This window comes from Nitrogeniibacter mangrovi (assembly GCF_010983895.1).
GTDB lineage: Bacteria > Pseudomonadota > Gammaproteobacteria > Burkholderiales > Rhodocyclaceae > Nitrogeniibacter > Nitrogeniibacter mangrovi.
The window spans coordinates 1,421,539-1,435,464 of record NZ_CP048836.1; the positions used below are offsets into that span (position 1 = coordinate 1,421,539).

Below are 13,926 nucleotides of genomic sequence, written 5' to 3' on the forward strand. Positions count from 1 at the left end.
AACGGTTACGGACGAAACAGCGGCAATAAACCGCCCCAATTCAGGCGCTGAGCAGGCGCTCCGCGTCCGGGGTCGGCAGGTGCTGCCAGCCCGGCTCGAGGGCGTCGGGGGTGAGCGCCCCGTACCCCCAGGTGGCCGCGAAGAAGGGCAGGCGGTTGGCTTGCGCGGCGTCACCGTCTTCGCGGCGGTCGCCCACGTAGGCGGCGCGGTGCGGGTCGATGTGCTGTTCGTCGAGCTGGCGCGCGATCATCGCCGCCTTGGTCGGGAGCCGGGGTTCGACCATGTCGAGGGCGTACACGGTGTCGAACAGGTGGCTCCATCCGAGCAGCTCGAGAATGCAGCGGGTGGGATGGAGACGCTTGTTGGTGGCGATGTGGAGCCGCACACCGCGGCCGTGCAACGCTTCGAGCATGGCGGTGACGCCCGCGTAGGCGGTGGTCTCGCGCAGGCCGCCGCCGTCGTAGGCCTGCTTGAACGCGTCGGTCAGAAGGCCGAGGGTGGCGTCGTCGTCGCGGCCGCTGAGCAGGCCCAGGGTTTCGTTGAGCGGCGGGCCGATGATGTCGGCCGTGATCGGGCGCACCGGCACGATGCCGGTGGCGTCGAAGGCCTGCCGGAAACTGGCGAGAATGGCGGGCGCCGAATCGATCAGCGTGCCGTCGAGATCGAAGATCAGGGTGTCGAAGCGGGGCATGGCGGCGATTGTCGCACGCCCGCGGCCGGCGCGCTTGCCCAGCCGGCCCGCGTCGCCGCCCCAAGACAACAACGAGCACCACACGCATCGGCGCCATCCGCGCCGCCCGCCCGCCGGGCCGCCCCAAGGGCGGGCGCAGCCCCCTCGGGGGGCAGCGAGCGAAGCGAGCGTGGGGGTCGTAACCCCCCCTCAGGCCATCATCACCCGATTCTTGCCGGCCCGCTTGGCGCGGTACATGGCCTGGTCGGCGCGGTCGATGGCCGCCTCGGGGGCTTCGTCGGGCTCGATGCGGGCGACGCCGGCGCTGAAGGTGATCAGCAGCTTCTGGCCGCCGGTGAGGAAGTAGCGGGTGGTCAGCGCGCGCTGCAGGCGTTGCATGGCGGTGACCGCGTGTTCCACGTCGGTATCGGGGAACACGATGAGGAATTCCTCGCCGCCATAGCGGCCGAGGCTGTCCTGCGGGCGCAGATTTTCCTTGATCACTTCGGTGAGGTGCAGGAGCGCCGCGTCGCCGGCGTGGTGGCCATGGGTGTCGTTGATGCGCTTGAAGTTGTCCACGTCGAGCAGGCCCAGGCACAGGCTGCTCGAACGGCGCTGCGCGCGGGACAGCTCGCGCTTGAGGGCTTCGTCGAGCCCCTTGCGGTTGAGGGTGCCGGTCAGCGGGTCGTGGCGCACCATCTCGCTGGTGTGATGCAGTTCGTGCTGGAGCTTGGCGATCTCGGCGTTGGCCAGATCCACCTGCTGGCGCAGGGAGCTCAGGTCCTCGCTGGAGCGCCGCGCGTTTTCCTGGGCGGTGCGGGTCTCCCGCAGCAGATGCTCGACCACGTCGGAGAGCTGGTTGATGTCTTCCGCACGCTCGATCTCGCCGGCGCAGTTCTCCAGGGTGTCGTGGAAGGCGCCGGCCGAGTCGCTCATGTCGGCGAGGCGGTCGATGAAGCCGGCCAGCATCTGCTTGAGACGCAGCTGGGCGTCGGACAGCTCCTTCTTGATGCGTCCCTGCTGGTCGATGACGTCGCGCAGGCGGCGCTCGACCTCGTCGAGGTTGCGGATGTCCAGCGGCTGGGAAAAGGCCTCGTGGAGCACGGCCAGCTGGCCGCTGAGCCACTGGTCGTCCATGACCAGCTGGCTGATGTTCTGGATCACCAGTTGCAGCAGGGCCAGCAGCGACTGGCGGATGCTGTTCTGGTCTTCGCCGGCCCACTCGAGTCGCAGCGCCAGTTCACCGACGCTGGCCTGCAGGTCGGGCAGCTCGGTGCGCGGCGGCGCGGCAGCCAGGCGTGCGCCCAGCGCACTCACCGCTTCGGCAAGGCCGGCATTTTCGGAGAGGAAGGCGCCGACGCCGCGACACATCAGATCGTTCAGGTCGGCGCCGAGTTCGGGGACGAGCGTGGCGATCGGTGCCGGGGCGCCGCCCGCCGCGGGCGCCGACGGGGCGTGTGCCGCGGCGGCAGGGGCGTCCGGAGGCAGGCTCAGGGGGGCGTCGTCGGAGGTCGCCCCGGCGGTCCAGCTCTTCACCAGGCCGGTCAGGCGGGAATGGAGCAAGGCCGGGTCGGTGCTCGCCGAACCCAGCACATGTTCCAGCGCATCGCGTTTGCGCGCGGGGGTGAGGTTGGTGTGGCGACGTTCGAACTGCTCGATGATCTGTTGGAGCAGCGGGCCCCAGGCGAGCGACTGCCCCTGAGAGGCGCTGGCCAGCTCGATCAGCGCGCGCGCCACCGGCGGCCAGCTGCGTTGCCCCACGGCTTTTTCGAACTGGCGCAGGAAACGCAGCTGGGTCGGGGTGCCGGCAGGCAGCTGACTGAGGATGCGTTTGAACGCCTGGGCCGGAAAGCAGTCGTCGTCCGTGGTGCCGGAGATCTTGTGATAAAGCTGGCGGTAGTTGTCCGGTGTCGGCGGAACGCGCTCCATGGCCAGTCGCCGGAGCGTTTCACGTGCGATTTCCGATGGGGTACTGAATTCCGACATGACCTGGGGGTGTCCGGGGGCGTTGCCCTTTTACGTCGCGCAGATGCCCGACTTTAGCTGATTTCCGCCCGATGGCGGAGGATTGAGCGTGCTGTGCCGGCGCTCACTCGACCAGGCCATGCTTGAGTCCGTAGTGGGTCAGTTCGGCGTTGTTGCGCAGGCGCATCTTTTCCAGCAGTCGCGCCCGGTAGACACTGACGGTCTTGACGCTCAGGTTCAGTTCCTCGGCGATCTGGGTCAGGGTCCTGCCCGAGGCGATCATGCACAGGGTCTGGTACTCGCGATCCGACAGGCGTTCGTGCAGGGGGCGGTCGGTGTCTTCGCTGATGGCCTCGGCCAGTTCCATGGCCAGGGACGCGCTGACGTATTTCTTGCCGCTGGCCACCTGGCGGATGGCGGTGACGAGCTGATCGGGCGCGCTCTGCTTGGTCAGGTAGCCGGCCGCGCCCGCCTTGAGCGCGCGAATGGCGTATTGCTCTTCCGGGTACATGCTCAGGATCAGGACCGGCAGGCGCGGCTGCTCTTTCTTGATGAGCTTGAGTGCGTCGATGCCGTTGCGATCCGGCATGGACACGTCCATGAGGATGACGTCGCAGTCGCCCGCCCGGCTCAGCTGCAGTGCCTCGACGCCGTTGCAGGCTTCGGCGGCGACCTCCATGTCCTCGGTGTCGGAGAGGATCTGCCGCAGGCCCTGGCGGACGATGGCGTGGTCGTCGGCGATCATCACGCGGATGCGCTTGTTCATGAGACGGACTCCTGATCCGGAGCGACAGGCATGTCGGAAGCGGGCAGCAGCACCTGCAGCACGGTGCCCTTGGGTTGGCGTGCCTGCAGCGTAACGGTGCCGCCCAGGCTGGCCACACGCTCGCGGACGCCGCGCAGGCCGAAGGAGCGCGGTTTGCCCAGATCGGCTTCGGAGACGCCGATGCCATCGTCGGCCACCTCGAGCATCACCCCGTCGCCGGTATGCATCAGGCGCACTTCAACCAGCTCGGCGCAGGCGTGCTTGCTCACGTTGGTCAGCGCTTCCTGGAAGATGCGGAACAGGGCGATGGATTCGTCCTCGGGCAGCTCGACATCGTCGTCGGCGCACAGAATGCGGCAGGTGAGACCGGTGTGCTGGGCAAAGTCCTCGGCATGGCTTTCGATGGCCGCGGCGAGGCCGAAATCCTTGAGGATGCCGGGGCGCAGTTCGCGGGTGATACGCCCGACGGTGTCGATGGCCTCGTCGATCAGCGCTTCGATCTGGCCGATACGCTCCTTGAGCTGCGCGGCCGGCAGGTCGGGCTTCGAGGCGATCAGCGAGATCGAGAACTTGAGGCCGACGAGGTGGCCACCGAGCACGTCGTGAACATCGCGGGCGATGCGCTCGCGCTCCTCTTCCTTGGCATTTTGCAGGTGATTCGACAAGGCCTTGAGGTGAAGCTGGGAGGCGCGCAGCTCCGCCTCGGTGCGCTTGGATTGGGTGATGTTCCACATCACGCCTTCCCACACCTGGGTGCCGTCCGCCTCGGTCCGCGCGGAGCCGCGGATGTTGATCCACTTGGTGTCGCCCGCCGCGGTATGGATGCGGCCTTCCCAGTTGAGCTTGTCGCTTTCCCGGGCCGACTGGTCCAGCTCGGTCATCAGGCTCGATTTGTCCTCGGGCAGCAGCTCGGCCTCGAAGCGGCTGCTGTCTCCGCACAGCTGTTTCGGGGTCATGCCCAGCAACATCTCCGTCGCCTCGCTGGCGAACAGGAATTCGAGCGGTTGCCCCGGGCGGCGCTGCATCTGGAAGATCACCCCCGGCGTGTTGGCCGCCGCCGCCTGAAGCCGGGCCTCGGTCTGGTGCTGGGCGTCGAGGGCACGTCGGCGCTCGCGCCGGTTCTCCACCTCGCGCAATTCGCGCTCCACCGCAGGCACCAGGCGCTCGAGCCGGCTCTTGCTGAGGTAGTCATGCGCGCCGGCACGCATGGCGGCGATCGCGGTCTCCTCTCGGATGACGCCGGAGACGATGATGAAGGGGATGTCGAGATCCAGGTTCTGGAGGATGCCCAGCGCGCCGATCGCGCTGAATCCGGGCAGGTCGTGATCGCTGATGATCAGATCCCACGGCTGCTTGCGCAGCGCCGTTTCCGTCCCCGCCGGGGTGTCGACCCGCAGCACCTCGAGTTCATAGCCGGCGTGACGGAAACGATGGGCGAGCAACAGGGCGTCGTCCTCGTTGTCCTCGATGATCAGAAGGCGTAATCGACGTGGCATCGGAGCGTCCATGGCCATCGACCGGGCCGGATTGAGCGTAGCATGAGCCTGCATGCATGGATTATGCCGCGCCTGTCGGTCAGCACCAAACCCACACGTGCGGCCGGTGATTGATCCGGATATAATCGCCAGCCTGCCGGTTTAGCTCAGTTGGTAGAGCAACCGCCTTGTAAGCGGTAGGTCGTCTGTTCGAGTCAGACAACCGGCACCACCAAACGTCGTCAAAGGGAAAAAAGTGACGGCGATGCCTTGACAGTACTTTTTTGGTGGCCTATAGTTTTGCCTCTCGGACGCGGGGTGGAGCAGTTGGCAGCTCGTCGGGCTCATAACCCGAAGGTCGTAGGTTCAAGTCCTACCCCCGCAACCACGAATTTCGCTGAAAACCCAATCACTTAACGGTGGTTGGGTTTTTTGCTTTTCGGGCTGCACATGTCCTTGTGCCCATCTTGTGCCCAACGACAAACTGGTGCTTACGCCTATCCCGTGGAATTTGACCTTCGGGTGATACGTGCGCGTCGTGCCTCCGGGCACAGATCATGGTTTTCCGGTAGCGGACCGGTCCTCCGGAACACGTTCGAGCAGTTCTGCCAAAGAGCAATCGAGGTATCGGCAGAGGCTGTCCAGTACGCCGAATTCAACGCGCTCAGCTGTCTCGTGATAGAGGCGGGTCACCGTTCCCCGATTGATGCCCGTGTCGCGGGCGACATCGCTGATTTTCAATCGACGTTCCCCCAAAAGTCTCGAAAGATGGCACTTGATCATCGTTACCTCAAAAAGATCTCTTGTAGGGCATTTTGATGCTTGAAAAGGCATTTTACTTTGATAGGTTGGTCTTTAGTAGATCGTTAAGTCCGTTGTCGGATCGAAGTGATCTGCTGATGATTAAATCTAGTCAAGGAGATCGAAATGGTGACCGAAGCAACCTATCTGACCACCGAGGAGTTGGCCAAACGCATCAAATACGATGTGCGAACGATCCGTGAACGGCTGAAGGATTCCGTGCTCCTCGAAGGGGTGCACTACTTCCGCCCGTTTGGCGGCCGGAAGATCCTCTTCCTGTGGGAACGGATCGAGAAGGATATGAAATCCGTCTCGCTCCGCAACCCGTTCGCTGTTTGAGGAGGGGGCAAATGGGATCGATCAGAAAGAGGGCTGACAACGGAAAGTTGTTCCTGGACTTCCGCTATCGAGGCAAGCGCTGTCGTGAACAAACCGATCTGGATGACACGTCGGCAAATCGCAAGCGTCTGAACGTGAATTGCCCCGGGAATCGCGGAGGCTCCAACTCTTGAGAAGATAGAGCCATGAAGAAGACAAGCAGATACTCCCCCGAGGCGCGCGAACGAGCCGTTCGCATGGTGTTCGAGCAGCGTGAGCAGCACGGCTCACAATGGGCGGCGATTGCCTCGATCGCTCCGAAGATCGGTTGCAGCACGCAGACCTTGTGCAACTGGGTTCGCCAGCACGAGCGCGACCGCAATCTGCTCATCGGTAAATCTCGACTTCTTCACGGCTACATCCTCCTGCTCATATCGTGAAAATTGCGCCGAAATTTCCAGCTTAGAAGGGTTCAGTTTCTTGGGTCAGCCTCAGTCAGCCTCAAGTGCGTGGGCGTTCTCAGATTGAACGGTATGGCGGAAGGGAACTGGTCATGAGGCCCCATTACTGAGCCCTTCTAGGCTCAGGAGGGCCGGTGCAGGGCCGACGTTCAACGCGATCTACGTCATAGCGGATCAGTCACCGACAACGGACTCGTCTGCGCGATCACCCGACACGCCGCCGAGAGTGACTTCGGCGTGCTGCCACTCTTCGACGATCTGCTCGATCAATGCCGCTGCCGGTAGTTCGCGCACTAAGGGGGCACCCTGTCCGGCCCAGTGTGCAGCGTAGCTGTCATCGCCACGTTTCGCCGCAGCCTGGTGGAGGGCCTTGCCGGCATGGTAGGTGATCGGATAATCGGGTGGCGCTGGGGCATCGTCTCTTCCCAGTGTGTGCAAGCGGTTGACGATGCCGCGTGCAGGCCGGCCGGAGATGGCTGAGGTGATGGCCGTGTGGTGCGCACTCGCGCTCTTCAGCGCATTGCGGTAAGCAAGGCTCGCCGAGGATTCGGGACACAGGATGAACGCCGTGCCCATCTGCGCAGCCGATGCGCCAAGCCGCAGGGCGGCAGCGACACCGTCGCCGTCCATGATCCCGCCGGCGGCGACGATCGGTAGTCGCGTCTGTCGCGACAGCAGCCGCACTAGGGAGAAGGTGCCGATAAGTTTGTCCTCCGCGGGGTCGAAAATCCCGCGGTGCCCGCCGGCCTCGGCGCCCTGCGCTACGAGAACGTCGATGCCGGCATGCTCGACCGCGTCCGCCTCCGCAAGATCGGTCGCGCAGGCCATGGTGACGATGCCCGCCTGTCGCAGGGCGGCGATCCAGTGAGGGTCAGGGAGGCCGAAGTGGAAACTGACCACCGCCGGTTTCTCGTCGAGCAGCATCGCCAGCAGGGCGTCGTTGCCGAGCGCCGTCGGGTAGATTTCTCGCAACGATTTCGGTGGTTCCGCGCCGAACTTGCGGAACTCCGCCGCCAGATGCGTCAGCCAAGCCGTCTCGCGGGCGTGATCGGCCGTTGCGGGGCGATGGCAGAACAAGTTGACGTTGAACGGCTTGTCGGTGAGCTGGCGGGTCTCGCGGATCTGCCTGGCCGCTTGGTCCACCGTCGCGGCACCAAGACCCAGCGAACCGAGGCCACCGGCCTCGGACACTTCGGCCACCAGTCCAGGCGTGGACACGCCAGCCATCGGCGCCTGAATGATCGGGTAGCGGATCCCCAATTTCGCGACCAGGGTCTCGAACGAAGACATGGATTCTCCTTTCACGGGCTCATGCAGATTGTGAAGGGTACGCATGCGCATGCCGGCGTCCCGGGCGTGATCAATCGGCGGCGGCGACGTGCTTTCGCAACCACTTCACCCGTTCGATCAAACGTCGCTTCCAGTCTTCGGCAAGGCCGGGCACGGCAGCCAGCTCCAAAAGATCGTCGAGTGCCGGTCGGTGCGACGACTGCACCTGCCAGAACTGATCGATGGAGAAGCGCTCGGTCTGCCGGTCCAGGAGCCTCATCTCATCACCCTGCTGGATCAGTCCCGGCTCGATCACCCGGTAGTACCAACCGGTGATCCGCGTCTGCGCTACATGCATCGACATACGCTCGATGCCGAAGCGATGACTGATTTTCCAGCATGGGCTGCGCGGCTGGGACACTTGCAGGACGGTACTGCCGGCTCGGAAGATGTCGCCGATGTGCACGTTCCGCTCGGTGAGGTGCAACGCCGACAGATTCTCTCCCAGACTCCCCGGCACCAGCGCGTTTGAGCATTGCGGAAACGCTTGTGCCAGGTGTGCATAGTTGTCGGCCGCATACTGGTGAACAGCCTTTTCCGGTCCACCGTGCACCCGCGGGTCGCCATGCTCGTCGCCCACGATGCCGTGGGCCTCGACACGCGCCGGTCCCGCGATGCGTCGCTTGAAGATACCGCTGCGCTGCCCCTCCGGCGCCAGGACGCCCATCCCGCCGGCGAAGACGAGATCAATCGTCGACTTGAGATTCATTTCAAACCATCTCGATGTCCAAGTTCAGGTCACTTTACGGGTCACCATCAATCCCGTAAAGTGATTCGATGTGATGGAACGCATCACTGACAGTAATGGGAGGTGGAGTCATGGAGATGCGCCAGCTGAAGATATTTTGTGCCGTGGCCGAGCAAGGCAGCTTCACCGCCGCCGCCAACACGGTGCATACGGTCCAGTCCAACGTCACCATGCGCGTGAAGGAACTGGAGGCCGAACTGAGCCAGCAACTGTTCATCCGGCAAAAGAGTGGTGTCGTGCTCACCTCGGCAGGCCAGACGTTTCTCGGCTATGCGCGGCGTATCCTTCAACTCACCGACGAGAGTCGCAGTGCGTTGCAGGACACCGGGACGCCGACGGGGCTGCTGCGCCTCGGTTCGATGGAGACGACGGCCGCGATTCGGCTGCCGCAGGTTCTGACCAAGTATCGCGAGAAATATCCCGAGGTTCAGCTGTCCTTGCTCACGGGCACCACCGCCGAACTGATCAAGGCCGTTGAATCGCATCGCATCGACGGTGCTTTCGTGGGGGGGTTCCATCAGAACCTGGCGCTGGAGCAGGAAGAAGTCTTCCATGAAGAACTTGTCCTCGTGAGCAGTAGCGACTTCGATTCACTCGAGGTGCTCATCGAAAACATGCCACAACAGACGGTGTTGGTGTTTCGGACAGGCTGCTTCTATCGCTCGACGCTGGAGAACTGGTTCTACCAAGTGGGCCTGGTTCCCAATCAGATCATGGAGCTCGGTACCCTTGACGGCATCATCTCGTGCGTTGCCGCCGGGATGGGCGTCACCCTGCTGCCCAAGGCGATCGCCGAGAACTACGCGATGCGGCATCCCATCCGTCACCATGCGCTCCCGTCGGAGTTTTCCAAGGTCGCCACCGTGTTCATCCGCAGGAGCGACACCCTGGCCACCTCGGCGTTGAAGGTATTCATCGACCTGACGCAAGAGCAGTACCGGCACGCTCCGACCGCGTGATTGCGGCCCCCTGCGGGGGCGACGACCGGCGCGTCCGCGCGCACAAGCGCGCTCCTCTGCGGCCGCCGCAGGGCACCGTACCGCCGGTCGCCCGGTGGGGTGCCGTGTCTCATCGCAGGCGTGCTCCGTCGGTGTTTGTGGCGTTGTGCGGGCGAGGGCTGGCCGGTGAGTGCTCATGGGATCGTGGGCGGGCAAAGCGGTGCATGATCCAGCGATTGAGTAGCGCGCAGGCCACCAGCAGCCCGCTGGTGACGAAGAAGACGGAGGGCAGTCCCGCATGGGCGCCGATCTGGCCGCCCAGCAAGGGCCCGACCACTTGGCCGGTGAACTTGGCGGACTGCAGGTAGCCGAGGGTTTTGCCTGAATTGCGCTCGCTCACCAGCTCGCGAACCAGCTTGGCGACGGACGGCAGCAGTCCGGCGATGGTCATTCCCATCAGGCCGCGCAGGAGGGCCAGTTGCCACCAGCGGGTGACATAGGCCTGGGGCAGCATGACCAGGCCGGTTGCCAGCAGGCAGCCGATGATCACGTTCCAGCTGCCCACCCGATCGGCCAACGCCCCCAGGCGTGGTGCAGTCAGCATGCTGCCGAACGCCGAAGCCGCCATGACGAACCCCGCCATCGGGGCAAGCTTTTCAGGCGGAACACCCAGCTGGGCAATGTAGACGGTGATGATCGGCTCAATGGACATATTGGCCAGCAAGACCATCATGGCCGTGATCAGGAGCGCCGCGAGCAGGGGGCGATTGGAGGCCCCGCCAGCGGCATGGCGACCTGCGTCTTCCTTCGGATGCTGGGCATCCACGCCCCTGTCGAAATCCTCCTGCACCAGGAAGATGGTGGCCATTGCGGCCACTGCGATCATCGCCCCGCCGACGAAGAAGGTGCCGCGGATGCCGACCCATCCCGGCAGGAATCCACCCACCAGTGGACCGATCAGGTTGCCGGCCAGGGCGCCGGTGGACAGCACCCCGAGCGCCCAGCCCGCGCGCTCCGGCGGCGCCTGGGTGCCGACCATGACAATCGAGGCCGAGGCGAACCCCCCACCAGGCCGGCGGCCAGACGCAACAGCACCAGTTCGATGACGCTGTGCGCCAGACCAATGAGGGACATGACTACGGCCATGCCGATGGCCGCTCGTACCAACATCGGTTTGCGCCCGTAGCGGTCTGCCAGACGCCCCCATACCGGCGCGGTGATGGCGGTACCGAAGAAGGTCGCCCCAAAGGCCAGCGCCGACCACTGCACCACCCCCGCCTCGGTCGTCTCACCCATCTGTGCCACGTAGAGCGGCAGGAACGGTAGCAGCATGGTGAGGCTCACGAGCGTCGTGAACGATCCGAACACGCAGACGGCCAGATTCCGCCGCCAGTAGGGGCGATTTCGTTCGGCGTAGCTGGCACCGTGGGGCTCCGTAGGCAACTGCGGCCGACTGCCGTCGTTGCGGCGCGCTCCGCCTGTGGTGATTGGGTGAATGTCAGCAGCCATCTGTCGTCATGCCTCGTTCTCTACTTGCGCCGGCAATCAACCGTCTTGCGTTGCCTCGTGCCGCGCGGCCGAGGTACCGATGAAGTCGGTCGCCAGGGCCAGTACGATGGCGGCGCTCCCGATGGTGAAGAGCAGGCCGTAGTCCCCCCCGCTGGCCGAGAATACGAAGGTCAGGCCGTAGGCGGCCAAGGCCTGGCACAGGGCGAAACCGATGGTGGCCGTGCTCCAGGCCGGAATCTGCTGCGCAGGGTGATGGGCCAGGAGTTCATGCAAACGCCCCAGCACCAGCGGAACGGTGCCGGTGACGATAGCCCCCACCACGACGCTTGAGACCATCAGCCACACCATGTTGAGGCCGCAGGCCGGAACCGCGACGGCCACTGCTTCCAGCACGAACGAAGTGCGCAGGGCGCGGCCGAAGCCCACCGTGTCCGCCAGCATGCCGGACAGGACGGGGCCCACCGTGGCGCCGATGCCGAACAGCACCCAGTGCTCCGCCCCCACCTGCAACCCCTTGCCAAGGCCGTGGGCCACGAAGTCCACCAGGAAGATCATGTGAGGTACCCAGCCGACGGCGTTGAGGGCGTACTCCACATAGAGCGCCCGCAGGAGACGATTTCCGGATGCGCGGCGCGGGTGCGGGTGGGGCTTCGGGACGGCTGCCTGGCTCGGCCACCCGTTCCAAGCGATCGCGGTGAGCGCCAGCGAGATGACGCCCATGCCGAGCCAGGTGTCGCGCAAGCCTTGTTCGAGTAGCAGCGGCACCAGCGTGCCGGAAGCGACGATGCCGACGCCGACACCCATGAAGATCACGCCACTGGCGAGCCCGCGACGTGCCGGACGCACCAAGGGAAGCACCGCCGGTGCGGCCAGCACCATCAGTACGCCACCGGCCATTCCAGACAGCAGACGCCAGACGAAGAACCAGATGAACGACGCGGGCTGGGCGCATGCGAAGAAGGCGACCGTGGCCAGAATCATCATGCCCCGCAGGCAGATCGCCGACCGATCCCCCGCGGCAATCGGCCGTCCGGCCAGGGCGCCGATCAGGTATCCGGCCAGATTGGCGGCGCCCAGGTAGGCCGCCTGGGAGGGATCGAACCAATGGGCGTCAACAATCGCCGGCAGCAAGGGCGTGTACGCAAATCGCGCGAGGCCGATGCCCACCAGACTTGCGCAGAAGCCTGCGAGCGTCCCTCTGACCGCGTTCGCAGAGCGCGTTCCTGAATTCTTTTGGCCGCCGGATGCGACAAGCTTGTCCACGATGATCCCTTCAGCGAGTACGACGCAGTGACGCTACTACGAACAAAAAATCTTCAAAAATGATTTAACGAGATTGTAGATATCTTGTTTTGGAATGTTTGATGAGCGAAATCGATCAAAGCTCCGCCGTTGTGTTGATTCGCGCATCGTGAGCGGACCCTGGGATCAGGAGGTGGTGAATGTCGCTCATCTGAGCCTGCGATTGTTTCGGTCGCACTCAGGCGAGGAGTGAAGGGAAGATGAGTTCATGTTTCTCAAACACGCTTTGCCATGAATTCGGAATCCAAGTGGCCCGTGGTCGTCGCCGAGTTGAACAGGTCTGCAGACCTCAGAGATTTCATCGCCGGACTGGCGGTGGATGACATACGCGCCCGTTTCAATGCGTCGTTGCTACCCGAGGTGCTGCCCGGCATGCTTGCGCCGGCACCGTCCAGTGGCTTCATCAACCTTGGTGCGTGGAAGCAAGGCCGGCTCGTCGGGACGGCCGTTCTCGCCCATGAAGAAGACGACCGCTACGAACTGGCGGTACTGGTTCGCTCGAACATGAAGCGCCGCGGGATCGGAACGGCGCTGACCTTAGAGGCGTTGCGCAATGCGGCCCGCCTGGATGCGGGCAGGGTCGTGGCCCACGTTCGAGCCAGCAACACGGCGGCACTGGCGCTGCTCAGCGCTACGGGTTTCCGTCGGATCTCGGCGCTGGGATTCGAAATGATGTTCGGTCGCTGGCCGGCGGCTACAGCCAATGGCTGCTGACGCCCGATCACCGATCCGGTGGGGAGACATCGAGCAGCCAGTCGGTAAACAGGCGAAGCTCGCGGCGCGGTGCTTCGTCGGCCGGTTGAATCAACCAGAAACCGGTGGTGGACCTGATCGGAGGCTGAGCAGCCTCCACGAGTCGCCCGGCCGCCAAGTCGTCATCAATGAGTGGGCGGCGGCCGATCGCGACGCCCAGGCCTTCCTGCGCCGCGGCCACAGCCATCTGAACCGTATCGAAGTTCATTCCCGTGTCCAGATCGATACCGCTGGCGCCGCTCCATTGCGCCCAAGAGTCCCAGTCCTCCGCGATCGATGTCACGTGCAACAAGGGAACCGACGCCAGATCCAGTTCCCCCCCTTGCTGATGCTCGGCCTTGAAAGCCGGGGAACACACCGGAACGAGCTCTTCCAAAAACAGGCAGGTGGACTTGAGATTCGGCCAGGGCGCCTGGCTCATCCGGATCGCGAGGTCCACATTGTCACCGGGGAAATCGACATTCCTGTGGATCGTATCCACCGATACCAGGATGTCCGGATACCGCATTCGGAAGTCCGTGAGGCGAGGCAAGAGCCAACGGATCGCAAAGGTCGGGGTGGTGCTGATGGAGACCCGCGGCTCGCCATGTCTTCTTGGAAGTCGCCCGGTGCCAACGGCAATCGAAGTCAAGGCATCGGACACGAACGGCAGATATTCCCGCCCCTCACGAGTCAGGGCCACCCCATTTCCCAGGCGTTCGAACAGCGCAATGCCCAGCCATTGCTCCAGCGAAGCAATACCGTGGCTGACCGCGCTCGAAGTCAGATGCAACTCGTGGGCAGCGAGTTTGAAGCTTTGATGGCGCCCTGCGGACTCGAACAACCGCAGCGCCGCCAAAGGAGGAAGTCGAAGTGCCATGTTGCGGTTCCTCGTGGGCCGAAGTCAGTGAT

Annotated in this window: 13 protein-coding genes, 2 tRNA genes and 2 pseudogenes; 7 read left to right on the forward strand and 10 right to left on the reverse strand. The window is 64.2% G+C overall.

Features of this window, described 5'->3' with window-relative positions; genetic code table 11:
* Positions 1–40 precede the first annotated feature (40 nt).
* From G3580_RS06550 to G3580_RS06565, 4 genes are all read right to left on the reverse strand, one after another.
* On the reverse strand, positions 41–691 hold the full coding sequence (locus G3580_RS06550) for an HAD family hydrolase (RefSeq protein ID WP_173764501.1): 651 nt from the start codon (positions 689–691) through the stop codon (positions 41–43).
* Positions 692–880: 189 nt separating this feature from the next.
* The gene (locus G3580_RS06555) at positions 881–2,599 is read right to left on the reverse strand and encodes a GGDEF domain-containing protein (protein WP_173764502.1); all 1,719 of its coding nucleotides are present in this window, start codon (positions 2,597–2,599) and stop codon (positions 881–883) included.
* 160 nt (positions 2,600–2,759) lie between these two features.
* Positions 2,760–3,401, reverse strand: a complete 642-nt coding sequence (locus tag G3580_RS06560; RefSeq protein WP_173764503.1) for a response regulator — start codon at positions 3,399–3,401, stop codon at positions 2,760–2,762.
* Positions 3,398–4,897: a hybrid sensor histidine kinase/response regulator gene (locus G3580_RS06565; protein WP_228720790.1), complete on the reverse strand. Its 1,500-nt coding sequence runs from the start codon at positions 4,895–4,897 to the stop codon at positions 3,398–3,400. Before G3580_RS06565 ends, G3580_RS06560 begins: the two co-directional genes overlap by 4 nt.
* A 135-nt stretch (positions 4,898–5,032) precedes the next feature.
* Here G3580_RS06565 and G3580_RS06570 point away from each other — a divergent pair.
* A tRNA-Thr gene (locus G3580_RS06570) sits at positions 5,033–5,108 on the forward strand.
* An 80-nt stretch (positions 5,109–5,188) separates the two neighbouring features.
* Positions 5,189–5,264 (forward strand) — tRNA-Met (locus tag G3580_RS06575).
* 167 nt (positions 5,265–5,431) lie between these two features.
* Here G3580_RS06575 and G3580_RS06580 read toward each other — a convergent pair.
* Positions 5,432–5,659, reverse strand: coding sequence for a helix-turn-helix domain-containing protein (locus G3580_RS06580; protein ID WP_173764505.1), 228 nt, complete (start codon positions 5,657–5,659; stop codon positions 5,432–5,434).
* A 144-nt stretch (positions 5,660–5,803) separates the two neighbouring features.
* On the opposite strand from G3580_RS06580, the gene G3580_RS06585 reads away from it, so the two are divergent.
* The 3 genes and pseudogenes from G3580_RS06585 to G3580_RS06595 form a co-directional block, all read left to right on the forward strand.
* Positions 5,804–6,016 (forward strand): hypothetical protein, encoded by a 213-nt coding sequence (locus G3580_RS06585; RefSeq protein WP_173764506.1) that lies wholly within the window; start codon positions 5,804–5,806, stop codon positions 6,014–6,016.
* Between the two features lie 11 nt (positions 6,017–6,027).
* Positions 6,028–6,189 carry an Arm DNA-binding domain-containing protein gene (locus tag G3580_RS06590; RefSeq protein ID WP_173764507.1) on the forward strand — a complete coding sequence of 54 codons (162 nt, stop codon included), beginning with the start codon at positions 6,028–6,030 and terminating at the stop codon, positions 6,187–6,189.
* A 12-nt stretch (positions 6,190–6,201) separates the two neighbouring features.
* Positions 6,202–6,390: pseudogene (locus tag G3580_RS06595) on the forward strand (transposase); the annotation flags it as partial.
* A 240-nt stretch (positions 6,391–6,630) separates the two neighbouring features.
* Here G3580_RS06595 and G3580_RS06600 read toward each other — a convergent pair.
* The gene (locus G3580_RS06600) at positions 6,631–7,746 is read right to left on the reverse strand and encodes an NAD(P)H-dependent flavin oxidoreductase (RefSeq protein ID WP_173764509.1); all 1,116 of its coding nucleotides are present in this window, start codon (positions 7,744–7,746) and stop codon (positions 6,631–6,633) included.
* 70 nt (positions 7,747–7,816) lie between these two features.
* On the reverse strand, positions 7,817–8,494 hold the full coding sequence (locus G3580_RS06605; protein ID WP_173764510.1) for an MOSC domain-containing protein: 678 nt from the start codon (positions 8,492–8,494) through the stop codon (positions 7,817–7,819).
* Between the two features lie 116 nt (positions 8,495–8,610).
* Between G3580_RS06605 and G3580_RS06610 the strand changes: the two genes are divergently transcribed.
* Positions 8,611–9,492 (forward strand): LysR family transcriptional regulator, encoded by an 882-nt coding sequence (locus G3580_RS06610; RefSeq protein WP_217424617.1) that lies wholly within the window; start codon positions 8,611–8,613, stop codon positions 9,490–9,492.
* Positions 9,493–9,601: 109 nt separating this feature from the next.
* Here G3580_RS06610 and G3580_RS06615 read toward each other — a convergent pair.
* Both G3580_RS06615 and G3580_RS06620 read right to left on the reverse strand, forming a co-directional pair.
* Positions 9,602–10,980, reverse strand: a pseudogene (locus G3580_RS06615) (MFS transporter).
* Positions 10,981–11,016: 36 nt separating this feature from the next.
* Positions 11,017–12,243: a YbfB/YjiJ family MFS transporter gene (locus G3580_RS06620; protein ID WP_173764512.1), complete on the reverse strand. Its 1,227-nt coding sequence runs from the start codon at positions 12,241–12,243 to the stop codon at positions 11,017–11,019.
* A gap of 270 nt (positions 12,244–12,513) precedes the next feature.
* Between G3580_RS06620 and G3580_RS06625 the strand changes: the two genes are divergently transcribed.
* The gene (locus G3580_RS06625) at positions 12,514–12,996 is read left to right on the forward strand and encodes a GNAT family N-acetyltransferase (protein ID WP_173764513.1); all 483 of its coding nucleotides are present in this window, start codon (positions 12,514–12,516) and stop codon (positions 12,994–12,996) included.
* A gap of 7 nt (positions 12,997–13,003) precedes the next feature.
* Here G3580_RS06625 and gcvA read toward each other — a convergent pair whose 3' ends face one another.
* Entirely contained in the window at positions 13,004–13,894 is an 891-nt protein-coding gene (gcvA, locus tag G3580_RS06630; RefSeq protein WP_173764514.1) for a transcriptional regulator GcvA, read from the reverse strand.
* Positions 13,895–13,926 lie beyond the last annotated feature (32 nt).

Excerpts from the sequence above, each read along its gene's own strand:
- G3580_RS06550 (WP_173764501.1), bottom strand. The coding sequence starts at position 691 with ATGCCCCGCTTCGACACCCTGATCTTCGATCTCGACGGCACGCTGATC.
- G3580_RS06555 (WP_173764502.1), bottom strand. The coding sequence starts at position 2,599 with ATGGAGCGCGTTCCGCCGACACCGGACAACTACCGCCAGCTTTATCAC.
- G3580_RS06560 (WP_173764503.1), bottom strand. The coding sequence starts at position 3,401 with ATGAACAAGCGCATCCGCGTGATGATCGCCGACGACCACGCCATCGTC.
- G3580_RS06565 (WP_228720790.1), bottom strand. The coding sequence starts at position 4,897 with ATGCCACGTCGATTACGCCTTCTGATCATCGAGGACAACGAGGACGAC.
- G3580_RS06580 (WP_173764505.1), bottom strand. The coding sequence starts at position 5,659 with ATGATCAAGTGCCATCTTTCGAGACTTTTGGGGGAACGTCGATTGAAA.
- G3580_RS06585 (WP_173764506.1), top strand. The coding sequence starts at position 5,804 with ATGGTGACCGAAGCAACCTATCTGACCACCGAGGAGTTGGCCAAACGC.
- G3580_RS06590 (WP_173764507.1), top strand. The coding sequence starts at position 6,028 with ATGGGATCGATCAGAAAGAGGGCTGACAACGGAAAGTTGTTCCTGGAC.
- G3580_RS06600 (WP_173764509.1), bottom strand. The coding sequence starts at position 7,746 with ATGTCTTCGTTCGAGACCCTGGTCGCGAAATTGGGGATCCGCTACCCG.
- G3580_RS06605 (WP_173764510.1), bottom strand. The coding sequence starts at position 8,494 with ATGAATCTCAAGTCGACGATTGATCTCGTCTTCGCCGGCGGGATGGGC.
- G3580_RS06610 (WP_217424617.1), top strand. The coding sequence starts at position 8,611 with ATGCGCCAGCTGAAGATATTTTGTGCCGTGGCCGAGCAAGGCAGCTTC.
- G3580_RS06625 (WP_173764513.1), top strand. The coding sequence starts at position 12,514 with ATGAATTCGGAATCCAAGTGGCCCGTGGTCGTCGCCGAGTTGAACAGG.
- gcvA (WP_173764514.1), bottom strand. The coding sequence starts at position 13,894 with ATGGCACTTCGACTTCCTCCTTTGGCGGCGCTGCGGTTGTTCGAGTCC.